Below are 24,573 nucleotides of genomic sequence, written 5' to 3' on the forward strand. Positions count from 1 at the left end.
ACCCCTTCGTGTATTAAAGCCCGTCTCTAGGGAGCCGCGCATGCAAAAAGGCAAAGATCTCACCCTCCGCCTGATGATCGTCGACGACAGCGTGGAGAGTGCGGAGACCATCGTCACCGCGCTGCGCAATGGCGGCATTGCGGTGCGTCCATCGCGACCGCAAAGCCAGGAGGAACTGGCCAGCATGCTGTCGGGCCAGATCGATCTGGCCATCTTGGGTCAGGCGCAGCAGATCCCCATGAGCGCCTTGCAGACCCAGATTGCGGGCAGCGGCAAGGACATCCCGATCATCTTGCTGGCCGAGCGGATCGAAGAGAACGCCCTGGTCGAGGCCGCTTCGCACGGGGTGCGCGCCATCGCATTGCGCCACCGCCCCGCGCATTTGCTTGCACTGGTGCGCTCGGAATGGGACGACCTGCAGGCCCGCCGCGGACTGCGCCGCATCGAAGCGCAGATGCGCGAGACCGAGCGCCGCTGCGACGCACTCATCGCATCCTCGCGCGACCCGATCGCCTACGTGCATGAAGGCATGCATATCCGTGCCAACGATGCCTATCTGGAAATGTTCGGCTTCGAGTCGTTCGACGATGTCGAAGGCATCTCGCTGCTGGACATGATCGCCGCGCAGTACGTCGACGATTTCAAACAGCTGCTCAAGGCGATGTCCAAGGGCGAACCGCCGCCGGCACAGTACAAGCTCGATGCACGCCGCGTGGAAGGCGACACCTTCCCGGCCACGATGGAGTTCGCCACCGCCACCTATGAAGGCGAGCCGTGCATCCAGGTGGTGTTCCGGCGCCGCGAGGAGTTCGACCCGGAACTGGCGCGCGAGGTCGAAGACTTGCGCCAGCGCGACCAGGTCACCGGCCTGCTCAATCGCCCCACCTTCATGGTGGCGCTGGAACAGGCCGTGGCACAGGCCGGCCGCAGCGAGGGCCAATCCGGCTTCCTGCTGATCGAGCCGGATCACTACGCACGCATCCTTCCGGAGTTCGGGCTGGATTCGGCAGATGCGCTGATTGCTGCGCTTGCCGCGCATGTGGCGAGCGTGCTGGACGACAGCGTGTTGGCCGCGCGCTTCGGCGAACACAGTTTCGCCCTGCTGTTGAACGGAAATTACGCGCGCACGCATGCGCTGGCCGAAACCGTGCGCAATGCGTTCGCGCAGCACGTGGTCAGCGTGGGGACGCGCTCGGCCACGGTGACGGTCAGCATCGGCGGCGTGCAGATCGGCGAAAAGATCGCCAGCATCGGCCAGGTACTCAATCGCGGCACCGAGGCGGTGCGCACCACTGCCGAGCTCGGTGGCAACGCGGTCAGCATCTACGACCCGGCTGCGGCGGATCGGGCCGAAGAAGAACGCATCGAACGTTGGGTCGAGCAGCTGCGCGAAGCGCTGGTCGGCGACGGTTTCCTGCTGCATTACCAGCCGGTGCTCAACCTGCAAGGCGAGCCGCTGGAGCTGTACCAGGCCTTCCTGCGCCTGGAACGCAATGGCGAAATGATGTCGCCGAACGCGTTCATGGCCATCGCCGAAGAGCACGACCTGGTCACCGAAATCGACCGCTGGGTGGTGGCGCGGGCCATCCGGCAACTGGGCGAACGCCAACGTGCCGGGCACAAGACCCATCTGCTGGTACGCATCGGGCCAAACTCGTTCTCGGACCCGCAGATGATCGACACCATCCGCGAGCAATTGGCGGTTTACGGTGTCCCCGGCGAACGGCTGTGGCTGCAGACGCCGGAGTCGAAGGTGTTTACGCACCTGCGCAACGCGCAGCAGTTCCTGGCGGCGGTGTCGGCGATGGATTGCAAGGTCGGGCTGGAGCAGTTCGGCTCGGGTCTGGATTCGTTCCAGTTGCTGGCGCATTTCCACCCGGCCTTCCTCAAACTGGATCGCGGCATCACCGGCGACATCGCCTCGGCGCGGGAGAGCCAGGAAAAGATTCGCGAAATCACCTCGCGGGCGCAGCCGGCCGGCATTCTGACAATGGCCGAGTTCGTCGCCGATGCGCAGTCGATGAGCAGCTTCTTCAGTGCCGGAGTGGACTACGTCCAGGGCGATTTCGTGGCACCGACCGGGCCATTGATGAATTACGAGTTCGGCTGAAAGCCGGCGCGCCCGCTCGTTCGCAACCTCGCTAAGCAACAAAAAACCCGCACTGCGCGGGTTTTTTGTTGCCTGCCAGGCAGCCGGAGATCCGCCCCCTTACATGGCGCTACCACTGCCGGCGCGCAGCGCAGCGATGCGTTCGGTGAGCGGCGGATGGCTCAGGAACAGCCGGCGCAAGCCCTCGCCCACCCCACCGGAGATGCCGAACGCCTGCACTTGCGAGGGCAAGGTGTTCTGGCCATGGTTGAGCGACAGCCGCTCCAGTGCAGCGATCATCTTGCTGCGGCCGGCCAACTGCGCGCCACCGGCATCGGCGCGGAATTCGCGGCGCCGCGAGAACCACATCGCAATCATGGTCGCGAACAGGCCGAACACCATCTCCAGCGCGAACACGATGATGTAGTACGCAAAGCCACGACCGCCATCGCGGTTGCCCGACAAGGCGCTGTCGATAATGCCGCCGACCACGCGGGCGAGCACGATCACGAAGGTATTGAGGACGCCCTGCAGCAGCGCCATGGTGACCATATCGCCGTTGGCCACGTGGGCGATCTCGTGGCCAAGCACCGCCTCGGCTTCATCCTGGTCCATGTTCTGCAGCAGGCCGGTGGACACCGCCACCAGGGCGTTGTTGCGGTTGGCGCCGGTGGCGAACGCGTTGATTTCCGGGCCGTCGTAGACCGCTACTTCCGGCATGCCGATGCCGGCAGCCTGGGCCTGGCGGCGCACGGTCTCCAGCAACCAGCGCTCGGTCGGCGTGCGCGGCTCGGTGATGACCTGCGCACCGGTGCTGCGCTTGGCCATGAACTTGGACAGCAGCAAGGAAATGAACGAGCCGCCGAAACCGAAGATGGCGGCCATCACCAACAGGCCACTCATCTGCGCGGGATTGACGCCCAGCAACGACATGACGATGCCGGCGAGCATCAGCACCGCAAGATTGGTCAGCAGGAACAGGAAAATGCGGTTGAACATGGCGCGATGGCTCCACGGATGCGGGGTGAACTGGTGCGGATCTGCGGGTGTTGCGGCTTGAAATCAAGCAAGCACCTGACCGACGATTCAGCTGCCCATGCCATCGCCCCCTTATCTCGGCCGCTTCGCGCCCTCGCCCACCGGCCCCCTGCACTTCGGCTCCCTGCTGGCTGCATTCGGCAGCTGGCTGCTGGCCCGGCATGCCGGTGGGCAGTGGTGCGTACGCATCGAAGACATCGACCCGCCGCGTGCCGAACCCGGCGCCAGCGAACGTCAGCTGCGCACGCTGGCCGCATTCGGGCTGCACTCGGACCTGCCGGTGATGCGGCAGTCCGAGCGCGATGCGGCCTACACCGACGCTATCACTCAGCTGCTGGAAACCGGCCAGGCATTCGAATGCAGCTGCAGCCGGGCCGATCTGGCCGGCATGGGCGGCATCCACCACGCCTGCCTCGCGCCATTGGGCGAGCGCCGTGCGGTGCGCCTGCGGGTGCCGCCGCAATCGCCGGTCGGCTTCGAGGACGCCTTGCAAGGACCGGTGCTGCAGGATGTCTACGCCGAGGTGGGCGATGTGGTGCTGCGCCGCGCCGACGGGTATTGGGCGTACCAACTGGCAGTGGTGGTGGACGATGCGGCGCAGGGCATCACCGATGTGGTGCGCGGCGCCGACCTGCTCGACTCCACCCCGCGCCAGATGGTGCTGCAGCGCGCACTGGGCCTGCCGCAGCCGCGCTACCTGCACCTGCCGCTGATGCTGGATCGCGACGGCCGCAAGCTGTCCAAGTCACACGATGCACCCGCACTGGACGACGCCGATCCACTGCCGGCCCTGCACGCCGCCTGGGTCGCCTTGGGCCAACAGGCCGACGCGCTGCCGCGGCGTGCAGCCGTGGAAACCCTGCTGCAGCACGCCGTGCAGCATTTTTCGCCACGGCTGCTTCCACGCCAACGCCAGCTGGGCCTCGATGCGCGCGCATCCGGCCTCCAGCGTGACTAGAATTGCGGCCCAGCACCGGCGTCCGGGCGCAGCAGTCCCGCACCCGAATCGCCCTCAGCCTCACTTGTTGATTGGAGTCGTCATGACATCTCGCGTCGCATTGGTCACCGGCGGCACCGGCGGTATCGGTACTGCCATCTGCAAGCGCCTGGCCGACCAGGGCCACCGGGTCGCCAGCAACTTCCGCAACGAAGAAAAGGCACGCGACTGGCAGCAGCGCATGCAGGCGCAAGGGTACGAGGTCGCGCTGTTTCGCGGCGATGTCGCCTCGTCCGAGCATGCGCGCGCGCTGGTGGAAGACGTCGAATCATCGCTGGGGCCGGTCGAGGTGTTGGTCAACAACGCCGGCATCACCCGCGACACCACCTTCCACCGCATGAGTGCCGAGCAGTGGCACGAGGTCATCAACACCAACCTCAATTCGGTCTTCAACGTGACCCGCCCGGTGATCGAGGGCATGCGTAAACGCGGCTGGGGCCGGGTGATCCAGATCAGCTCGATCAACGGGCTCAAGGGCCAGTATGGCCAGGCCAACTACGCCGCCGCCAAGGCTGGCATGCACGGCTTCACCATCTCGCTGGCGCGCGAGAACGCGGCATTCGGGGTCACCGTCAACACGGTCTCGCCCGGTTATGTGGCCACCGACATGGTGATGGCCGTTCCGGAAGAAGTGCGCGCCAAGATCGTGGCCGATATCCCCACCGGACGCCTGGGCCGTCCGGAAGAGATCGCCTACGCGGTGGCGTTTCTGGTTGCGGAAGAGGCTGCCTGGATCACTGGCTCGAATCTGGACATCAACGGCGGCCACCACATGGGCTGGTAACGTTTGCTGCAACTTTGCGGTGCAGCATGGATTTTGCTCAAAAACCATGCTGCGCAACATTTTTAATGTGTCCGCTTAAGCAAATAAGGCCTTTTGGCTGTTGCAAGCGCTGCTGCGGTGCGCCATCCTGCGCGCACTATCAGTGTGGGTGAACGTTCCATGGCCGGACTTCGCATCATCAAGAAGTATCCCAATCGCCGTCTCTACGACACGGAAATCTCCAGCTACATCACCATCGAAGATGTGCGCCAATTGATCATCGATGGCGAAGAATTCGAAGTACGCGATGCCAAGAGCGGCGAGGACCTCAGCCGCGCAGTGCTGCTGCAAATCATCGCCGACCGCGAGCAGGACGGCGAGCCGATGCTCTCCACCCAGTTGCTGAGCCAGATCATCCGGTTTTATGGCGACTCGCTGCAGGGCTTCATGGGCAATTACCTGGAGCGCAGCATGCAGGTGTTCCTGGATCAGCAGCAGCAGTTCCGTCAGCAGATGGGCAACCTGCTCGGGCAAACCCCGTGGGCGATGATGAACCAGTTGACCGAGCGCAACCTGGAGTTGTGGCAGGAGTTCCAGCGCAACTTCGGCGCCGGCTTCGGCCGCCCGGGTGGCCCGGGCACACCGCCGAGCCCGCCTGGGGCGAGCGGCCTGGGCAGCGGCCCGATGGGAACCGGCACGCATGGCTCGGCTGGCGGCAATCACGGCACGACCGGCAAGGCCCGCAACCGCGGCTAATAGACAACACGCCATTGCGCAGCCGCCAGGCAGGTGCGGCCGGTGCCGGAATCCTCAGGCGCTGCTCGGACACCCCGGCTCCGCTGCGCCGGCCATGCCAGCTGACGGCTGGTCGCGGTGTGATGTCGACCGTTTCAGATACCGAACGCTGCGCCAGGAGCCTCAGGCTCCCAGGCGCAGCCAATCAGTGGCCGGCCTGCGTTGTGCAGGCAGAGCAGATCCGCTCCACGTGGTAGCCGCGCGCACGCAGACGCTCTACTACCCCGTCATTGCCCAGCAAATGCAGCGCACCGACCACCACCAGCGTGGTTCCGCCGCCCTTGCCGAGCCGCTGCTCCAGCCGCGGCACCCAGCGCGCATTGCGCTCGACATTGATGTCCTGATACAGCGCCGGATACTGGCGGCGCATGTCTTCGGCCATCTGCGTGGACAGCGTATGCACATCGCCATTGCGCCAGGCTGCATGCAGCTGGCGTAGCTGGTCGGTGGCATCGGCCTCGTCCAGCGACTCTTCCAGCAACTGATGCTGCTCGGTCGGCGACATGCCGTCGAGCAAGGCGATTTGCTCGGCGGCGCGCTCCAGGCCGTCGGCCGGTTTGCCGCGCGCCTGCGCCTGTTCCATCAGGTAATGGTCCAGCCCCGCGTTCGGGTCCATGCCTTGCCGGGTCATCTCCGCCAGGCTGATCGTCAGCGCTACGAACCAGGGCTCGAGCGGCTGCAGGCTCGCCAGCGACATGCCGTACTTGCGCGCGTAGGCGCTCAGCGCCTGCCAGGTCTTCGCATCCAGCGTGTCCTGCAGCGTACGCCCGTCGGTGCGCCGCGCCGCCTGCAGCATGCGACTGGCCAGCTCGGGCGATTGCGCATCGTCAGGCGGCAATTCGAACAGCAGACGGTCGGCCTTGGCGAAGGCCTGCATCACATCCGGCGATAACGGGTAGTCGCTGGGCTTGAGCACATGAAACGAGCCCAGCAGATACAGCGTGCCGCCCTTGCCATCGACCTTCCACAGCAGCGGCACCGGCGGGCCTGCCGGCGCGTGGCCGGCACCGCGCGCCCACACCGGTACGAGCGCGCCGCTCCACAAGGCCAGGCCAAGCAGCGCGCTGCTGCACCAGGTGGCAATCCGCTGGCGCGTCAACGTGGTCCGTCGCCCGGTCACCAGGCTTCTCCGCACATGTGAATGGCGCGCATGTCAGTGCGGCACCTTGTAGGCCTTCTCGCCTGCCGACACCGCCAGATCGATGCGGTTTTCCGGCGGCGGCAGTGGGCAGGTGGCGAATGGGGTGAACGCGCATGGTGGGTTGTAGGCGCGGTTGAAATCGACGATGACATGCCCCGAGGCATCGGGCACGTCCAGATCCAGAAAACGTCCAGCCGGATAGCTGCCGTGACCGATGGTGCGGTCGGCGAATACCACGAACATCGGCCGCCCTGGCTCGCCGATGGTTTCCAATCGGTAGGTCTTGCCGTCGCGCTCGAACTCGATCGCGCCCGCGTTCGGCTGCTCGCTGCTGATCCCGACGATGTCGACGATCGGGATGGTCTTGCCGACGGAGTTGGGCACATAGCGCGCGTTGATGCGCCAGGATGGATCCAAGGGCCAATAGTCCAGACCCGCGAAGTGCGTGCGCGAGCTCGCGTCGGCATGCTTGACCCGTAGCGCATACCGGTCGCCGCGATGGATTAGGCTCAACACGCCCTTGCCCTGGTCGAAATGGATCAGGGTGGGCTGCGGATCGCGATCGGACTGGAAGCGGATCCGGCTGGTCAGCGGCTTGCCATCGAGGGTCAGCGCGGCACCACGCTCGGGCACGAACCAGACCGCGTTGTTCTCGGTGGACACCATGCCCATCTTCGGTGGGCCTACCGCGAGTCTGATACCGCTGCCGGCGCTGCTGCCGATGTAATGCGCCTTCAGCGACAGCCAATGCAGGCCAACCAGGCTGGTCCAGCCATCGGGCGCGCGCAGTTCCTTCAGCCGCGCTTCGCGCCAGGCGGCGGTGTCGGCCAGAAATGTCTTGTCGAGTGCGACCGGCGCAGCCGGCGGTGGCGCATCGCGCCCGCAACCGACTAACGCCGCTGCGACCAGCATGCCGAGCAGCCAGCCCTTCCCCCCGTGCACTGCCATCAACGCCCCCTCAGAAACCAACGATCGATATCGCTCAGCGTAAACCGCGCCCAGGTCGGTCGGCCATGGTTGCACTGGCCCGAGCGTTCGGTGGCTTCCATATCGCGCAGCAACGCGTTCATTTCAGGCACGGTGAGGCGGCGGTTGGCGCGCACTGCACCGTGGCACGCCATGGTGGAGAGCAGTTCGTCGCGTGCGCTGGCGATGCGGCGGCTTTGACCATGCTCGCGCAGATCGCCCAGCACATCGCGCAGCAGCGCCTCCGGCTCGGCATTGGCCAGCAGCGCGGGAATGCTGCGCACGTGCAGCGACTGCGGGCCGGCCCGGGTGATCTCGAAGCCGAGCGTGGCCAAGGTCTCCGCTTCGCGCTCGGCGGTGTCGGCTTCGCGCTCGCCCACTGCCAGCGTCATCGGCACCAGCAAGGGCTGCGCGTGCAGGCCGATGCTGTCGTGCGCATTTTTGAGCCGCTCATAGCCGATGCGCTCATGCGCCGCGTGCATGTCGACCACGATCAAGCCTTCGGCGTTTTCGGCCAGGATGTAGATGCCGTGCAACTGCGCGACGGCATAACCGAGCGGCGGAACACCGCTGTCTTGCGCAGTTGCCGGCAACCCGGTGCCGGCCATGCTCGGCATGCCTGCCGATTGCTGCGCACTGCTGGGCGGCGGCGCGTACAGCGCGCTGTAGGCGGCGCGCGCCTCGTCCACACGCAGTCCCAGCGGCGTTTGCGAAGGCGTCCAGCTCGGGTAGTTGTAGCCGCTACCGCTGCTGCCAGGTGCGTTGCCGTGGTTCGGAACACCGCTGCCAGCAATGTTGCCCAGCCCGCCAGCGGTCGCCCCTGGGTCGCCGGCACCATCGCTGCCGATACTGTTTGGCGTGACGCCGGCACGGGTATGCGCCAAGGCATCCTGCAGGGTGCGATAGACGAAATCGTGGATCAGCCGCGCTTCGCGGAAACGCACCTCGTGTTTGGCCGGGTGCACATTGACGTCCACGCGTGCCGGGTCCAGCTCCAGAAACAGCACATAGGCCGGCTGACGGCCATGAAACAGCACATCGCCGTAGGCCATCTTCACCGCATGCGCCACGCTGCGGTCCCTGACCGAGCGGCCGTTGACGTAGAGGTATTGCTGGTCGGTGCTGGCACGCGAGTAATGCGGTTGCGCAACCCAGCCGTGCAGGCGCAGACCGGCACCGCTTTGGTCCACGCGCAAGGCCTGGCGCGCAAAATCGTCGCCGAGGGTTTCGCCCAGCCGCGCGTCCGAATACAGATCGCCCGGCTTGTAGCGACGCGACGGCTTGCCGTTGTGCGAGACGCGCAATTCCACATCCGGCCGCGCCAGTGCCAACGAACGCAACCACTCTTCGATGTGGCCGAGTTCGGTGCGTTCGGCACGCAAAAATTTGCGCCGCGCCGGCACGTTGAAGAACAGTTCGCGCACTTCGACCGTGGTGCCCGGCGCATGCGCGCGCGGCACCACCTCGCCCAGGCGACCGCCGTCGATTTCCAATGCGGAGCCGTGCTCGGCGTCGTGGCGACGCGAGGTCAGGGTAAAGCGGCTGACCGAGGCGATCGACGGCAAGGCTTCGCCGCGAAAGCCCAGCGTGGCGACGGTTTCCAGGTCGTCCAGCGAAGCGATCTTGCTGGTGGCATGCCGCGACACGGCCAGCGGTAGTTCGTCCGGGGCGATGCCGCCCCCGTTGTCGCGGATGCGGATCAGCCGGACGCCGCCCTCCTCGAGCTCGATATCCACGCGCGTGGCGCCGGCGTCGAGTGCGTTTTCGACCAGTTCCTTGACCACCGATGCGGGCCGCTCGACGACTTCGCCGGCAGCGATCTGGTTGATCAGAATCTCGGGCAGCTGGCGGATCGCCATCAGCGCACGCTCCATTGCAGCACGCGCGAAACGCGGTAGATCGGCGGTGTGACAGGCAAGACAGACCTCGGCACGGCAATCCGGCGGCGCACAGTCGCCGTCATCTAAGGAATCAGTGCGGAATGATAGCCGAGCGGGTCAGCGGCTGCCGCCGGCCACGGTGCCGACTGCATCGGCTTCGGCTTGCGCACGTGCTGCGAACAACGTGCCTGGCGGCGGTTGGCGGGTAAAGAAGGTATCGATGCCGTCCAGCACGGCGCCAGCGATCTTGCGCTGATAAGCCGGATCGATCAGGCGGCGTTCCTCGTCCGGATTGGAAATGAAGGCGGTTTCCACCAGCATTGCCGGCATGTCGGAGGTGCGCAGCACCGCGAAGTTGGCGCGTTCCAGTTGCGGCTTGTGGTTGTTGCCGATGCGCTTCAATCCTCCAAGCACATGGCCGGCGGCATCTTCGGAGGCCTTCATATGGCCGCTCTGAGCCAGGTCCAGCAACACGTTGGCCAGGGTGCTTTCGGTCTGCTGCAGGCGCACGCCGCCAACTAGATCTGCCGCGTTTTCCTTGTCGGCCAGCCAGCGCGCACGTTGCGACGAGGCTCCCTTGGTCGACAGTACGTACACCGAGGAGCCGGTGGCGCTGCGGTTTTCGGCGGCGTCGGCGTGGATGGAAATGAAGATGTCGGCCTTGGCGGCGCGGGCTTTTTGCGCACGCATCGGCAACGGAATGAACACGTCGGTATCGCGGGTCAGGTAGGCCTTCATGCCTGGCGTGGCGTTGACCTGGCGTGCCAGTTCACGGCCGACCGCCAGGGTGACGTCCTTCTCGCGCTTGCCGGTGGGACCCATGGCGCCCGGGTCCTGGCCGCCGTGGCCCGGGTCGATCGCCACGATCAACGGCCGCATGCCCGGCGCCATCTTGACCCGCGACGCTTCGCTTGGCAGCACGGGGCGCGGCGGCAGGTCGTCGTCGCCTGCAGCAGCCACCGCGCTCGAGGCGCTATTGGGGGCATTTGCCGCGGCATTACCGGAGGTTGCGCCCATCGGTGCGCTGCCGCCATTCAAGATGGCAGCTGCAGATGCGCTGCTGCCCGCCACCACCGCGCCGGACGTAACGTTGGCAGCGGCCCCGGCGGCACGGTTCGGCGTGTTGCCGGCAACGCCGGTCGGCGCTGGTGCACCGGAGGTGGCAGGCCGAGGCGTCGGCACACCGGTAGCGACAGTGGTCGGTACCGGGGCCTGAGTGACAGTGGGCAGCGCCGATGCCGGCACAGACGGTGCAGGCGGCGGAGTCGACGGCTGGGACGGCGGCACCGAGGAGGCACGTTGCGCAGATGCGGCCAGGGCGGCCGTTGCGCGTGCAGCTTCGGCCTGCGCATTGAGCGGACGCGGCGCCGGGGCTGCCGTCAGTGCAGCCGCAGCAACGGCGGAGGCCGCCGCCGGCGCCGGATCGCCAGGCCATTCGATCACCAATGTCGACACGCTACCCAGCGTCTGCATCTGCGGCTTGAGCGGCGTCACCGGCGTTGCCAGTTCGAACACCACACGGAATGTGCCAGGCACCGGCTGACCGGTGCGTACCGAGGTCACCAATCCGGCAGCGGACGGCAGCTTGAGACCGCGCATGCCCGAGGATTCGGGAAAATCGACAACCAGGCGCGTCGGGTTCGCCAGCGAGAGCGTTTTGAAGCCGCCGCTGCCGGCCAGTTGAATTTCTGCACGGGTCCCGGTGGCCCCGGTACTGACGCCAACCCCCTTGATTTCGCCGCCCCATGCAGCAAAAACCGCCAGGCTCAAGCTGGCGGTCAGGGCGGAAAGACAGAACTGGCGGATCCCCGGTGTCATGGCGCTGGATTCAAGCATCCAACTGTGTGAATTGCAAGGCAATTTCCCTTAATAATCCATAACCTGGCGTTCATTCTTCTCGTGCGGCGGCAAAAAAGGCCTGCAACTGGGGCTGCCGTGACAGCCTTTCCATCCAGGCATGCCCGATCGCACTGCGGCCCAGCAAACGAACGCTGCGGCCTTCGCCAGCCACGGCCAGTTCAACGTCCAGATCGACTGGCGGCAGCACGCCAGCACCGCGCTCCGGCCATTCGACCAGCCACAAGCTCGCACTGCCCTCGTCGAGCCCGAGAAAATCCAGCTCGCCGGCATGGCCAATGCGGTACAGGTCCAGGTGCCAGGCTTCATCGCCGGTTGCCAGCGGATAGCGTTCGACCAAGGCGTAGGTGGGGCTGCGAATCGGTCCGGTGACACCGAGCGCACGCAGCAGCGCGCGCGCGAGCGTGGACTTGCCCGCGCCCAGGTCGCCATGCAGCTGCACCACCGCGCTGGCCGGTCGAACGGCGGCCAGCGCCTGGCCCAGGGTTTCGGTGGCCTGCACGTCGTGCAGCTGTCCGTTGAGGTCGATCATGCGATGGCTCCAGCGTTGGCGAGGCGGCGCAGCTCGGCAAGCAGGTCGGTGGGTAGCAGGCCGCGCTCGCCTGCGTGCGCGGCCGCATCGCCGGCACAGGCGTGCAACAAGGCGCCAAGGCTGGCGGCATCGAACGGCGAGAAGCCCTGCGCCAGCAATGCCGCGATGACGCCGGTCAACAGATCGCCCATCCCGCCAACCGCCATGCCGGGATTGCCCGCATCGATGATGCGCGGCAAGTGACCTGGCGACGCGACCACGGTGCCGGCGCCCTTGAGCACCACCACGGCGTCGTAGCGTTTTGCGAGTGCAGCGGCAGCAGCCGGACGATCGCGCTGAATCTGTCGGGTCGAAAGGCCAAGCAGACGACCGGCTTCGCCCGGATGTGGCGTCAAGATGCGCGGACCATGCGCTGCAACGTTGGTGGAGGCCAGCAGATTCAGCCCATCGGCATCGATCACCACTGCCTTAGCGGCGCCCAGCGCCGCACGCCACAACGCCTGCGCCCAGGCGTCCTGCCCTAGCCCGGGCCCGAGCGCGACTGCATCTGCCGTCTCGGCCAATGTGGCGATGTCGTCATCGGCCTGCACGGCACGCGCCATCGCTTCGGGGCAGCGCGCCAGCAGCGGCGTGACATGCTCGGCGCGCGTTGCGACCTGCACCAACCCGGCGCCACTGCGCAACGCCGCTTCGGCGGTCAGCATGATCGCGCCACCGCTGCCGAGATTGCCGCCCACGCACAGCACCCGCCCCGATTCGCCCTTGTGCGTGTTGCGGCGACGCGGGCGCAATTGCGCCGCAAGGGCCTCGCCATTCCAACTGTGTGCGGCTGGCGTGAGCCCGTCGAACGCTGAAAGCGGCACCTCCAGCGCGGCGATCTGACGCTCGCCGGCATGTTCCAGCGCATCGCCGGTGTAGAGCCCCAGATGCGGCACGATGAACTGCAAGGTCAGTGCTGCGCGTACCGCCGCACCGAAGGCCACCCCATGGTCGGCATCGATGCCGCTGGGCACATCCAGCGCAAACACCGGCACGCCCGCCGCGTTGATGGCGTCGATCAGGGCGGCGGTTGCATCATCGGGTGCGCGATTCAGGCCGATGCCGAACAGCGCATCGACGATCACATCGGCCTGCGCCAGCGGATACGGAAACAATTCGATTGCCCCACCGACGGCGAGGTAGTCGGTACAGGCGCGCTGCGCCAGATCCGAGCCGGGGCCGTGTTCGGGCAGGTGCACCACGCGCACCTGACGCCCTGCGCGGTGTGCCAGGCGCGCCAGCACATAGCCGTCGCCCCCATTGTTGCCGGTGCCGCAGACCACCACGATGCGGCGCGCCTGCGGCCAGCGCTCCAGCAACCACTGCCAGGCCGCCTGCCCGGCGCGTTGCATCAGGGTGTAGCCGTCGCCGCCGAGCAGCGTGGTGGCCTGCGCATCGAGCGTGCGCGCGGCGGTGGTGTCGTAAAGATCGAGCGGTGCGTACATGCCGGGAATTCTATACTTGTCGCCATGTCTGCCGCCCTTGCCCACCCCGACCCTGCCGATGCCGCTGCGCGCATTCGCGTGCTTGCGCGCGAAGCCGGCTTTCAACGGTGCGGCATCACCGGCATTGAGCTGGGCGAGGATGAGGTGCATCTGCGTAGCTGGCTGGAGGAAGGACTGTACGGGACCATGCACTGGATGGCCCAGCACGGCGACAAACGCTCGCGCCCGCAGGAACTGGTTCCCGGCACCCTGCGCGTGTTGTCGGTTGGCATGGATTACGGCCGCAAGGACGACACCGAAGCCTGGAACACCTTGCACGACGGCAACCGCGCCTATGTGGCGCGCTATGCGCTGGGGCGCGACTATCACAAGCTGATGCGCAACCGGCTGCAGAAGCTCGCCGAGCGCATCCAGGGCGAAATCGGCCCATTCGGGTTCCGCGTGTTCGTCGATTCGGCGCCGGTGCTGGAGCGCGCATTGGCACGCAATGCCGGCCTGGGCTGGATCGGCAAACACACCTGCCTGATCGATCGTCATGGCGGCTCGTGGTTCTTTCTCGGCGAGATCTACCTCGACCTGCCACTGCCGATCGACACGCCCGCCACCGCGCATTGCGGCACCTGCACGCGCTGCATCGATATCTGCCCGACGCAAGCCATCATCGCGCCCTACCGGCTGGATGCGCGCCGCTGCATCGCATACCTCACCATCGAACACGACGGCGCAATTCCCGAAGACATGCGCAAGCCGATCGGCAACCGCATCTTCGGCTGCGACGACTGCCAGCTGATCTGCCCCTGGAACAAGTTCGCCAAGCGCACCGACGAAGCCGATTTCCGCGCCCGCAACGACCTGGACGTGGCCACGCTGCCGCAGTTGTTCGCCTGGAACGAGGACGAATTCCTGCGCCGCACCGAGGGTAGCCCGATCCGCCGCAGCGGACACGAGCGCTGGTTGCGCAATATTGCCGTGGGCCTGGGCAATGCGCCTGGCACGCCAGAGGTCCTGGCCGCACTGCAAGCGCGTCGCCACGACGACTCGGCGCTGGTGCGCGAACACGTTGGCTGGGCGCTGGCGCAACACGACCTCTGACCCGCACGCGTCGCGCATGCAGCAGCTGCGGCCTGCACGTGCACGCGATCGGCGCAGCCACCGGCGGCATCGGCATTCGCAGCCGATCACCCATGACCGTCGTCGCTACGGGATAATGCAGCGATGGCCGACCGCAACGATCAGATCCTCACTCCCAGCCAGCTCAATTCACTAGCGCGCGACCTGCTGGAAGGCAGCTTCCCGCTGGTGTGGGTGGAAGCCGAACTGAGCAGCGTCACCCGTCCCGCGTCGGGACATCTGTATTTCACACTCAAGGATGCGCGCGCGCAGATCCGCTGCGCGATGTTCAAGCCCAAGAGCACCTGGCTGAAATTTCAGCCGCGCGAAGGCCTGCGCGTGCTCGCGCGCGGGCGCCTGACCCTGTACGAAGCGCGCGGCGACTATCAGCTGGTGCTCGACCATATGGAAGAAGCCGGCGAAGGCGCCCTGCGTCGCGCCTTCGACGAACTGCGCGCGCGTCTTGCCGCCGAAGGCCTGTTCGATGCCGAGCGCAAGCAGGCACTGCCTGCGCATGTGCAGCGGCTGGCGGTGATCACTTCGCCCAGCGGCGCGGCGGTGCGCGATGTGCTCAGCGTGCTGGCGCGGCGTTTTCCGCTGCTCGAAGTGGATCTACTGCCCTCGCTGGTGCAAGGCGACAGCGCTGCCGCACAGATCACCTCACTGCTGCAACGCGCCGATGCTTCCGGGCGCTACGACGTCATCCTGATCACCCGCGGTGGCGGCTCGCTGGAAGATCTGTGGGCCTTCAACGACGAACGCCTGGCGCGCGCGATCGCCGCCGCGCAGACGCCGGTGGTGTCTGCAGTCGGCCACGAGACCGACTTCAGCCTCAGCGATTTCGTGGCCGACGTGCGTGCGCCCACGCCCTCGGTCGCGGCCGAATTGCTGGTGCCCGATCAACGCGAGCTGGTCGCGCGCGTGCGGCGCGCGCAGGCACGCATGACCCAACTGCAGCAACACGCCTTGGGCAATGCCATGCAACGCGCAGACAGACTGGCACTGCGGCTGCGTGCGCAGAGCCCGCAGGCGCGCCTGCAACTGCTCCATCGCCGCCAGCAAGACGCCGGTCGCCAGCTGCGTGCGCGCATGACGCAGGTGCTCGAACGCTTGCAGGCGCGTGTACAGCGTGGGCAAGCGCAGCTGCAAGCACACAACCCGCAACGCCAGCTGGCCGGCTTGCAGCAACGCCTGCGGGCACTGCACCCGCAGGCGGCGATGCAACGCCGCCTGCAGCATGATCAGCTGCAACTGCGCAGCATTGCACGCTCGCTGGAAGCGGTCAGCCCGCTGGCCACAGTCGCGCGCGGCTACGCCATCGTGACCCGCCCTGCCGACGGCAGCGTGGTGCGCAGCGCCGCCGAGGTGGTCACGGGCGAACGCCTGCGCGCGCAGCTGGCCGATGGCAGCATCCAGGTGCGTGTGGAGTCTGGCGAAAGCTGACCGCAAGCCATGCGCAGCGCCGTCGCTCCTGCAGCAATGTCGGCGCTAAGCGCTGACATGAACTCTTCGAAGGTGCCCATTGCACGGAGTGCCACAAGGATAGGCGCGGTGCCAGAGAGAGCGCCTTCGAAACACGCCACAGGGTCGGGCGAGTCCGCGATTTCGCTGGAGCAGGGCCGCCAGCAGCACTTCAATGTTGAGCACCTTCGCAGGAAGGTGCTCATTGGCGATCACCGCTTGTCGATCAACCGATCCAGAAAACGTTATGCAACGCTTCGCCGGTTGCAAGCGGCTTCAGGAGCGGCTTGCTGTTTCCGCGATCGGCGTCTGCGCTGCATGCTGCCAGCCCTCCATCAGCAGATTGGCCAGCACCACCGGATCGTGGTCGAAGTGATGCCCACCCGGACGCGCCAGCACCTGCACGCCACGTGCGCGCAGCTCCGGGCACAGCGTGTCCTTTTCTTCGTTGCCGTAGATGCATTGCAGGCGGTGCGCGTCCAGCGCCTGGATGGCCGGCTCCACATCGCGCTCGGCGTCGTTATGCCAGCCCAGCCAGCCACCGACGCGCACCTTGAAGTCGGCCTCGTGGCCCAGGCCGAGCAGGCTGACGAACTGCACCGAAGCGCGTTGCTGGGGCGACAGTTCCGGATAGGCGAACGGCAACACATCGGCACCGAACGAGTACCCAACAAGGGCAACGTGCTGGATATGCCAGCGCTGGCGATAGCTGGCGATCACCCGATCCAGATCCGCCCCGACCTGCTGCGGCGTGCGGCTGCCCCAGAAGTAGCGCAGGCTATTCCAGCCCACCACCGACACGCCCTGCTGCTGCAACTGCGCGGCAATGCCTTTATCCAGCTCGCGCCAGCCGCCATCGCCGGACAACATCACCACCAGACGGTCGCTGCCAGGTGCGTGGAGTTCCACTAGCGGCAGGTCGCCCAGGCCCTGCGACTGCGCAGCCAGGAAGTGCCCGCGTGTGGCCGCTGCGATCTGCATCGGGCTGGATGCATCGGCCAGATCGTCCAGGAAGCCCTGACTGGCATTGGGCAGATCGCGCGAGCACGCCAGGCCTGGATCCTTGGTGCCGGCGTCGGCAACCACCGCGCCGCCCAGCACGTCGGGCGCGGCCGAGGCCACCGCCTGACGCGCCAGCACCGCGCCATCGCCCTGCCCCACCAGCACCGGCGGCAGGAACGCATCGACGTGTTCGGCGCGCAACAATTTCTTGCCCAGTCGCTCGGCATCGTCGGCCAGCGAGCTGCAGGCGGCTTGGTGCGAGCGCACGTGTTCACGATAGTTGGCGGTGTCGACCACTGCCACCAGCGCGCCATCGTCGCTCAGCAGGTCGGCCAGCTTCTGGCTGTCTTGCGGATGAGCGCTGTCGGGCAGCAGGATCACCATCGCCTTGGGCGTCCCTTCCGGGCGGAGAACTTCGACCGAGCCGTAATGCCCAGCCGTATTACTGTCCTGCAGATGCCGCGCCACGGCATAGCCGCTGCCGCCGATCAGCAAGATCGCAATCACCCAACGAAACATTTTGATCCCCATGCCCATGACGGCAGTCCCTTGATAGCGGTTGCGATTTGACCACAGCAGACACGGCCGGTTTCACTGCGCATGCACGCGGTGTTCATCGCTGTTAAGCCAACTGAACCCCACCTTGCGCACAACGCTTGGTCAGCGCGGCGCATCGCCTGCAAGCGCCCACTGCACCGCTAACGGCCGGGGATTGCCGCCTCGGAAATTTCGCTTGCGTTCGTCGTCCTCGGAACGTTGCTGGATGGAAGCGCCCGCCGTCCGCGGGTCCTCGATCCCCAGAGGCGCTCGCGCGACTGCAGCGCTCTTTTGGCCGAGTTTCTCGTCGTGCACGACAGATGCCTTTCTCGCCTAGCCGCGCCCCGAGCCGACTCTGTCGGAGCGAACACGCCCCCGCCAAGGCGTCCCCAGATTTTAGGGCCGAGCCGAAAGCGCTCGCGGCGACAGCGACGGCAAGCCGAAGCCTGCAGTCACGAACCGCACGATCGACGCGCCCATCCGCCGTAGGTCGTCGCTAGATTCCGCGTGCCACGCGAAAGCCGATACGGGCACTGGTGGTGTCCGAATCCTGCGACTGCCGCCAAGCCGCGCGCGTCTGTTGCGGCGAATTGGCCCAGCTGCCGCCACGGATCATGCGTTGCCGGCAGCCCGGGTTGTACCAGGCAGCGCCATCGGCCGGTGCACGCCGGTAGCTGGCGTGCCAGCAGTCGGCCACCCATTCGCTCAGGTTGCCGCCCATATCGTGCAGACCCCAGGCGTTGGCGCGAAAACTGCCGACCGGCGCCGGACCCCAGAAGCCATCGCCGTAGCCGACGAAGCCGTTGTTCCAGTGCCGGCCGCTGCGCGAAACGTCGTTGCCGCCGGTGAAATTACCGGCGTCGGCCGGCGGCGAGCCCGCGTTGCCCCACGGGTAACGTCCGGTGGTGCCGGCACGGACCGCATACTCGAACTCGGCCTCGCTGGGCACGTGGTAATGGCGGCCGGTCTGTTCCGACAGCCAGCTCGCATACGCTTCGGCGTCGCGAATGCTGACGTGCATCACCGGGCTGTTGGGCGCGGCCTGGGCGCCGTTGTAGTCGGACTGCCAATCCACGCCGCTGCGGCGGATGAAGTTGCCGCTGCGCTCGTCGTAAACCACCGAATGCCCACGCCGGGTGGCACGCGGGCGTGCGCCGGTGGCATCGACGAACTGGCGGAACTCGGCAACCGTGACCTCGGTGATCGACAACGCAAAGCCGCGTGCGAAGCGCACGTAATGGGCGGGGCGCTCGTTGTCGGAAGCGCCCGGCTCCGCATCGCCGGCTCCCATCTGGAATGCGCCATGCGGCACCACGATCATCTGCGGCCCGCGCCCGCCGACCTTGAGCCCGTCGGTGAACACCTGCCCGGGACGGAAGCTGCCGTAATGCGTGGCCAGTTCCAGCCGGCGGCGCAGATCGCCGGCCACTGGGTCTCCGGGGTCGGCGATGCGCAACACTTCGGCAAGCTTCTCGCCGGCCGCCTTGAGCCCGCGCGGCGAGGTCAGATCGTGCAGACCGGCGTCGTGCAACGCCGCGATCTGCGCCCGGCGCACGCGTTCCACCCGCGCGCGCGCATCGGCGATGGTAGGCGCGCGATCGCGTACCTGCCCCGCCATCTGCAGCCAGTAACGGGCACCGATGAAGTCGCTCGCCTGCGCCGCCTGTTCGGCGCGCTCCAGCAGGCCGCTTTCCACGGCGGCCAGGCCCTGCCGGGTGCGCGGGTTGTCGGGATCCAATTGCGCGGCATCGCGAAAATTCACCAGCGCGCCATTGCCGTCTTCGCCCAGCCGCCCGCCGCGCAGGTCTTCTTCGCCGGCGCGGTTGAACGCCAGCACGCGCTGCGCGGTTTCCACCTCGCGCTGCAGTGCGCGCACCTTCGGGTCCTGTGGCGCAAGGGCAAGCGCGACGAAGGCCACCTCACGCGCCTGCTCCAACGCGTCGTCCTGGCGCTCGGTTTGTGCGATCAGCGCCGCGCCGCGTTCGAGCAACCGGCCACGCGCCTGCTCCAGGCCACGCCGGCTGGCTGCATCCTTGCCACCGGCGCGCTGCTGGATCGCCAGATACAACGGGATCGCATCGCCGGCGTCGCGATACAGGCGGTCTTCCCGCAATGCCTGGTCGGCACGCTTGCGCACCTGCGCCAGGGGCTCGTCGCCCAACTCCACCACCGGCGGTTGCCATTGCGCCACGGTTTCGGCGGATTCTTCGCCACCGATGGAAACGTTCGGCTTGCTCGGCACGGCGGCAGGTGCCGGTTGCGGCGCAGCCGCAGGCGCGGGCGTCGGCGTGCGCGAACAGGCGCACAGGCTAAGAGCGGCCAACAAAACGCAGCGAGCAGCGCTCGGGCGGGCAAGGCGGGCGCGCAGGAACCGGAGCGTAGGCGTGCCAGATGCCGATTCCGCACCGCGGCCGCGCCCGCCTGCTGGCTGCGCAGGAATTTTGCCAGTCGCCCTCAGCGCGACCATTGCCCACGCTGCCATCCGGTCACCGCACTCACCCACCACCTGCTCCTTCCAGTGCTCTGCCGCACGACAGGCGATCGCGACGTTAGGCTATTCTGCGCGCTCTGCGCAAACCCTTGCCGCCGCCGGAAATCACGTGCCCCATTGGATCATCCACCCCTCCGAGCTGACTGACCGCCTGCAGGCAGCGCGACCGTCGCGCATCGGCCTGGATACAGAATTCATTCGCGAGCGCACCTACTGGCCGCAGCTGGCCCTGGTGCAGATGGCCATCGGCGATGAGATCCTGCTGATCGACCCGCTGATCCCCGGCATGAACGCGGCGCTCAAGGAGTGGTTGACCGCCACCGACATCGTCAAGGTGATGCATAGCGCCAGCGAAGACCTGGTCACGTTCAAATGCGCGTGTGGCGCCTTGCCGCGGCCGTTGTTCGACACCCAGATCGCCGCGGCCCTGGCCGGTGTCGGCGGCGGCATGGGCTACCAGAAACTGGTGCAGGAAGTCACCGGCACCTTGCTGACCAAGGGCGAGACACGCTCGGACTGGATGCGTCGCCCGCTGTCGCCGGCGCAACTGGAATATGCCGCCGACGACGTGCGCTATCTGTTTGCGATCCACGACGCGCTCACCCGCCGCCTCGCCGAGCAGGGCCGTCTGGAGTGGCTGGCCGAAGATGCCGAGCGCCTGCTCGCCACGGTGGAGCACGACGATGGCGAGCGCTGGCCGCATGTGAGCCTGCGTGCCGCACAGTTCCTGGAACCGGCCGCGCAACGACGCCTGCTGCGCCTGCTGCGTTGGCGCGACCTGCAGGCGCGGCAGAGCGATCGACCGCGCAGCTGGATCCTGGACAACGAACTGGCCAGCCAGCTGGCGCGGTTTCCGCCCGCCGACCTGGAAGCCTTGCTGCGCCAGTTCGATAAATTCCCCAAGGCGCCGCGCAAGCTTGCCAACGCGGTGTGGGATGCGCTCAACATCCCGCTGCCGGATGAAGAGCACGCGCCGCTGGCGCAGGCTGCCACCGACGGCAACAAGGCCGTACTCAAACGGCTGCAGGACGCCGTGGCGCAGCGTAGCCGCGAACTCGGCCTGCCGGACGGCCTGCTGGCCTCGCGCCGCCACCTGGAAACCCTGATGGAACAACGCAGCTGGCCTGCGGCGCTGGGCCAATGGCGTCGTGCCCTGCTGGAATCACAGCTGATGCCGCTGCTGGACGACACTGCGGCGTAGGATTGCCGCGGTGATGGCGCAGAGCCCGCAGCGATGCGGGCTCTTCGTCAGGTACAGGCGAGCAGCGCCGAACCGGCGAAGACCGCCTCGCAAGCAGTATTGGAATGCGTGAGGACCTTGCGAAGCGCCTGCGTCGCACGGCGATTTCGCTACCGGCCGCGCCGCGCGGCGGCACGCCGGAATTCTCTGCGTCGCATCACATCAGTCCTGGTCCTGTTCTGCCCAGCGCGCCAGGTTTTGCCGGATGCCGTCCATGTCTGCCCAGGGGTCCTTGCGCCGACGGCGCAGCTTCTCCGGGACATCGCGCAAGGTGAATGCATCGGCGCGCTGCAGCTTGGACAGGTCCGACCACGCCAGCGGCAACGCGACTGGCGCCCCGGGGCGGCCGCGTAACGAATAGGACGCAACCGCAGTGGCGCCACGGCCGTTGCGCAGGTAGTCCACGAAGATGCGCTTGTTGCGCAGCCGCTTGGTGGCAGTGGCGATGAACCGCTGCGGCTGCGCCTGCGCCAGGGCATCGGCAAATCCCTTGGCGAAACGCTTGGTCACCTCCCAATCGCAGCCGGGGTTCAGGGGCACCACCACGTGCAGCCCCTTGCCGCCAGACACACGCAGGAACGATTCCAGCTCCAGCTGCGCCAGCAGCTTGCGAATATCGTTGGCCGCGCGTTTGACCTCGGCAAACGGCACGTCCGGGCCGGGATCGAGATCGAAGACCACCCGGTCGGCCACATCCGGGCGGTCCGCATGCGAGCCCCAGGGGTGGAATTCCAACGCATTGAATTGCACCAGTTCCAGCAGGCCAGGCGCGTCTTCAACCACCAGGTAATACGCGTTGGTTCCGGTCTCTTCGGTCAGCTTGACCGAGCTCACACGCTCGAAGCCGGCAGTATGGTGCTTCTGGAAAAAACATGGTTTTTCGGCGCCGCTGGGGCAGCGGATGATGGACAGCGGCCGTCCCACGATCTGCGGCAATAGGTGATCCATCACCGCCTGGTAATAGTCCCAGACATCGCCCTTGGTCGCGCGGATATCCGGGTAGATCAGCTTGGTCGGGCTGGACAGCGTCGGCAGCGCAGCCGAGGAAGGTGTGGCAACCGCAGATTTGCGCGCAGGCGCTGTTGCCCGCGTCGCTGCACGTTTGGGCGCCTGCGTTGCTGAGTCTTTGGCAGCACGCGTTGTTGCCGAACGCCTGGCAGAGGACGGTGTAGCCGGGCCATTTCCGGCATCGCTGTCGGCCAGATCGGCAATGCGCTTATCCGGGCGCAGCGCCTTGAACGATGCCTGGCGCAACAACTGTTGCCCACCAATGCCGCGATAGAACACCTCCACCACAAAGCGCGGCGCAAACCAGGTGGCGCCGCGCAGGTCGGTGTCTTCGGTGGGAATATGCGCGGTGGGTTTGCGCCCGCCACCTTCCAGTTGCGGGGTGACCTCGCGCATCAAGGCATCGGAGAACCCGGAGCCCACACGGCCCACGTACAACCAGCCATGCACCGGATCCGGCGCGGCCAGCAATAGCGAGCCGAAGCCACTGCGGCTGCCCTTGGGCGCGGTGTAGCCGACCACCGCATACTCCTGGCTGGCCAGTTGCTTGGTCTTGCGCCAATCGTCGCTACGCCCATCGCGATACGGGCGATCTGCGCGTTTGGAAATGATGCCTTCGAAGTGCTGTTGCCCGGCCACCCGGAACGCCTCGGTGCCATCGCCTTCGACGTGCGAGCTATAGGCCAGATGCGTGTGAGGTGCAGCCTCCAGCACCTGCTGCAACAGCCGCTTGCGTTCGCGCAGCGGCGCCTCACTGATGTCCACCCCGTCCACATGCAACAGGTCGAATACCGCCAGCGCCAGCGGCACCTGGCGTTCGCCGGACAAGGTGGCCTGCAGCAGGTTGAAGTCGTCCTTGGTGCCGCGTCCGGCGATCAGTTCGCCATCGATCTGCGCGCTGCGCAGGCCCAGCGACCGGATGGCATCGGCAATTTCCGGCGTCTTGTCGGTCCACTCCAATGCATTGCGCGACCACAGCCTCACCTTGCCGTCGGTCACAGTGGCCAGGATGCGATAACCGTCCCATTTGATTTCATGCAGCCACTGCGCCCCGTCTGGCGGGGACTGCCCCAGCTTGGCCAGCTGCGGTGCAAACGGGGCATCTTCCATCTCGGCGCGACGTGCGTCGCTCAGCGCCAGCGCCTGTTTCGCCCAGGTACCACGCCTCTTCGCCGCCGGCGGCGGCACGGTCGTCAGCGCCTTGCGCTGGGTCTTGCCGGCGCCTGCGCGGCGTACATCTTCGGCAGGCGCGGCAGCGACGTCGGCCAGCAGGTCATCGGCCTCCAACGTGCCTGCGTAGGCATCGTCGTCCTTGAACAGCAGCCACTGCGGCTGCCGCGCCGGCTTGCCCGAGCGCACCAGATGCCAACCGCCCTTGAGCTTGTTGCCGAACAACTCAAAGCGCAGATGTCCCTTGGCCAACTGCGCTTCGGGGTCGCCCGCGGTGGCCCACACGCCATGATCGAACTGCGCCACATGCCCGCCGCCGTATTCGCCTTTGGGAATCTCGCCCTCGAAACTGGCGTAATCGACCGGGTGGTCTTCTACCTCCACTGCCATGCGCTTGACCTTGGGGTCGTAACTGGGCCCCTTCGGCACCGCCCAGCTCTTGAGCGCATCGCCCACCTGCAGGCGAAAGTCGTAATGGCGGCGGCTGGCGTGGTGCAGTTGCACCACGAAGATCGCACGCTGCCCCGGCGGCAGGGCCTTGCCCGGCTCCGGCTCGCGGGTCTTGTTAAAGCTGCGCTTGCGGCGATATTCGCTCAGGCTCATGACGGACCTTCCGCTTATTTGCCCAGGTGCTGGCGTACGCTGGCGGCCATTGGCCCCACCTTCTGCACGGCCGCGCGCAACTGTTCGGCGCTGACGCCCAGGGTCTTGGTCCAGTACTGCAGCTCATAGGCTTCATTGACGTTGATGCGGTCGCGGTCTGGCGAACCGACGTTGCGTTTGTCGTCACTCATGACATGCTCCTGTATCGTCGTGGTCGGGTCTGCTAACGTGAGCCTTCGGCCCAGCAGCGCCCGTAGCGACAATGCGAAAGCGTTCGAACAGGCGTCGTGAAAGGCCTGTTCACGCCATGTGCAAGCCCCTGTTCCACAACGGCCGCTCCCGGGCCACATGCCATAATGCCGCGCGCCCTTCGGGCGGCGTGTCCACTCTTATTCCGAGGCCATACCTC

At 66.7% G+C, this 24,573-nt stretch carries 18 protein-coding genes and 2 other RNA genes; 8 read left to right on the plus strand and 12 right to left on the minus strand.

What is annotated here, in order from left to right; translation table 11 throughout:
- The first annotated feature begins 40 nt into the window (after positions 1-40).
- On the plus strand, positions 41-2,110 hold the full coding sequence (locus ACCQ15_RS12080; RefSeq protein WP_008576147.1) for a GGDEF/EAL domain-containing response regulator: 2,070 nt from the start codon (positions 41-43) through the stop codon (positions 2,108-2,110).
- A gap of 99 nt (positions 2,111-2,209) precedes the next feature.
- Here the strand turns inward: ACCQ15_RS12080 and htpX are convergent, their stop codons facing one another.
- Positions 2,210-3,088, minus strand: a complete 879-nt coding sequence (gene htpX, locus ACCQ15_RS12085; protein WP_372380614.1) for a protease HtpX — start codon at positions 3,086-3,088, stop codon at positions 2,210-2,212.
- Between the two features lie 97 nt (positions 3,089-3,185).
- Here htpX and gluQRS point away from each other — a divergent pair, with 97 nt between their 5' ends.
- From gluQRS to ACCQ15_RS12105, 4 genes are all read left to right on the plus strand, one after another.
- Positions 3,186-4,085, plus strand: a complete 900-nt coding sequence (gene gluQRS / locus ACCQ15_RS12090; RefSeq protein ID WP_057681919.1) for a tRNA glutamyl-Q(34) synthetase GluQRS — start codon at positions 3,186-3,188, stop codon at positions 4,083-4,085.
- 82 nt (positions 4,086-4,167) lie between these two features.
- The gene (locus ACCQ15_RS12095; RefSeq protein ID WP_014090372.1) at positions 4,168-4,908 is read left to right on the plus strand and encodes a beta-ketoacyl-ACP reductase; all 741 of its coding nucleotides are present in this window, start codon (positions 4,168-4,170) and stop codon (positions 4,906-4,908) included.
- 159 nt (positions 4,909-5,067) lie between these two features.
- Positions 5,068-5,643: a polyhydroxyalkanoate synthesis repressor PhaR gene (gene phaR / locus ACCQ15_RS12100; protein ID WP_007965709.1), complete on the plus strand. Its 576-nt coding sequence runs from the start codon at positions 5,068-5,070 to the stop codon at positions 5,641-5,643.
- Positions 5,644-5,699: 56 nt separating this feature from the next.
- Positions 5,700-5,774: non-coding RNA, sX9 sRNA (locus ACCQ15_RS12105), on the plus strand.
- Positions 5,775-5,827: 53 nt separating this feature from the next.
- Here ACCQ15_RS12105 and ACCQ15_RS12110 read toward each other — a convergent pair.
- From ACCQ15_RS12110 to ACCQ15_RS12135, 6 genes are all read right to left on the minus strand, one after another.
- Complete coding sequence (locus ACCQ15_RS12110; protein ID WP_011347747.1) at positions 5,828-6,802, minus strand: TraB/GumN family protein; 975 nt, start codon at positions 6,800-6,802, stop codon at positions 5,828-5,830.
- Positions 6,803-6,835: 33 nt separating this feature from the next.
- The gene (locus tag ACCQ15_RS12115) at positions 6,836-7,771 is read right to left on the minus strand and encodes a DUF1684 domain-containing protein (RefSeq protein WP_372380615.1); all 936 of its coding nucleotides are present in this window, start codon (positions 7,769-7,771) and stop codon (positions 6,836-6,838) included.
- Positions 7,771-9,648, minus strand: a complete 1,878-nt coding sequence (mutL, locus tag ACCQ15_RS12120) for a DNA mismatch repair endonuclease MutL (RefSeq protein WP_031423060.1) — start codon at positions 9,646-9,648, stop codon at positions 7,771-7,773. The genes ACCQ15_RS12115 and mutL overlap by 1 nt, the downstream gene beginning before the upstream one ends.
- A gap of 138 nt (positions 9,649-9,786) precedes the next feature.
- Positions 9,787-11,487, minus strand: a complete 1,701-nt coding sequence (locus ACCQ15_RS12125) for an N-acetylmuramoyl-L-alanine amidase (protein ID WP_372380616.1) — start codon at positions 11,485-11,487, stop codon at positions 9,787-9,789.
- Positions 11,488-11,557: 70 nt separating this feature from the next.
- Positions 11,558-12,058, minus strand: coding sequence for a tRNA (adenosine(37)-N6)-threonylcarbamoyltransferase complex ATPase subunit type 1 TsaE (tsaE, locus tag ACCQ15_RS12130; protein WP_372380617.1), 501 nt, complete (start codon positions 12,056-12,058; stop codon positions 11,558-11,560).
- Positions 12,055-13,542, minus strand: coding sequence for a bifunctional ADP-dependent NAD(P)H-hydrate dehydratase/NAD(P)H-hydrate epimerase (locus ACCQ15_RS12135; RefSeq protein WP_014090378.1), 1,488 nt, complete (start codon positions 13,540-13,542; stop codon positions 12,055-12,057). The genes tsaE and ACCQ15_RS12135 overlap by 4 nt, the downstream gene beginning before the upstream one ends.
- A gap of 24 nt (positions 13,543-13,566) precedes the next feature.
- Here ACCQ15_RS12135 and queG point away from each other — a divergent pair, with 24 nt between their 5' ends.
- Complete coding sequence (queG, locus tag ACCQ15_RS12140) at positions 13,567-14,634, plus strand: tRNA epoxyqueuosine(34) reductase QueG (protein WP_011347753.1); 1,068 nt, start codon at positions 13,567-13,569, stop codon at positions 14,632-14,634.
- 123 nt (positions 14,635-14,757) lie between these two features.
- Positions 14,758-16,095, plus strand: coding sequence for an exodeoxyribonuclease VII large subunit (xseA, locus tag ACCQ15_RS12145; RefSeq protein ID WP_122273002.1), 1,338 nt, complete (start codon positions 14,758-14,760; stop codon positions 16,093-16,095).
- Between the two features lie 294 nt (positions 16,096-16,389).
- Here xseA and ACCQ15_RS12150 read toward each other — a convergent pair whose 3' ends face one another.
- The 3 genes from ACCQ15_RS12150 to ACCQ15_RS12160 all read right to left on the minus strand — a co-directional run bounded on the left by ACCQ15_RS12150 (position 16,390) and on the right by ACCQ15_RS12160 (position 20,045).
- Complete coding sequence (locus ACCQ15_RS12150) at positions 16,390-17,652, minus strand: virulence factor (RefSeq protein WP_014090381.1); 1,263 nt, start codon at positions 17,650-17,652, stop codon at positions 16,390-16,392.
- A gap of 496 nt (positions 17,653-18,148) precedes the next feature.
- Complete coding sequence (locus ACCQ15_RS12155; protein WP_071117208.1) at positions 18,149-19,978, minus strand: formylglycine-generating enzyme family protein; 1,830 nt, start codon at positions 19,976-19,978, stop codon at positions 18,149-18,151.
- A non-coding RNA gene (locus ACCQ15_RS12160) (sX9 sRNA) lies at positions 19,970-20,045 on the minus strand. The genes ACCQ15_RS12155 and ACCQ15_RS12160 overlap by 9 nt, the downstream gene beginning before the upstream one ends.
- Positions 20,046-20,252: 207 nt before the next feature.
- Here ACCQ15_RS12160 and rnd point away from each other — a divergent pair.
- The gene (rnd, locus tag ACCQ15_RS12165; protein WP_046935119.1) at positions 20,253-21,344 is read left to right on the plus strand and encodes a ribonuclease D; all 1,092 of its coding nucleotides are present in this window, start codon (positions 20,253-20,255) and stop codon (positions 21,342-21,344) included.
- Between the two features lie 201 nt (positions 21,345-21,545).
- On the opposite strand, the gene ligD is transcribed toward rnd, so the two are convergent.
- Both ligD and ACCQ15_RS12175 read right to left on the minus strand, forming a co-directional pair.
- Positions 21,546-24,164: a DNA ligase D gene (gene ligD, locus ACCQ15_RS12170; RefSeq protein WP_372380618.1), complete on the minus strand. Its 2,619-nt coding sequence runs from the start codon at positions 24,162-24,164 to the stop codon at positions 21,546-21,548.
- Positions 24,165-24,178: 14 nt separating this feature from the next.
- A complete protein-coding gene (locus tag ACCQ15_RS12175) occupies positions 24,179-24,355 on the minus strand; it encodes a DUF3606 domain-containing protein (RefSeq protein ID WP_011347760.1) in 177 nt (58 codons plus the stop codon).
- Positions 24,356-24,573: the final 218 nt, after the last annotated feature.

It is taken from the genome of Xanthomonas sp. NCPPB 1754, from assembly GCF_041475725.2.
Lineage (GTDB): Bacteria > Pseudomonadota > Gammaproteobacteria > Xanthomonadales > Xanthomonadaceae > Xanthomonas > Xanthomonas euvesicatoria.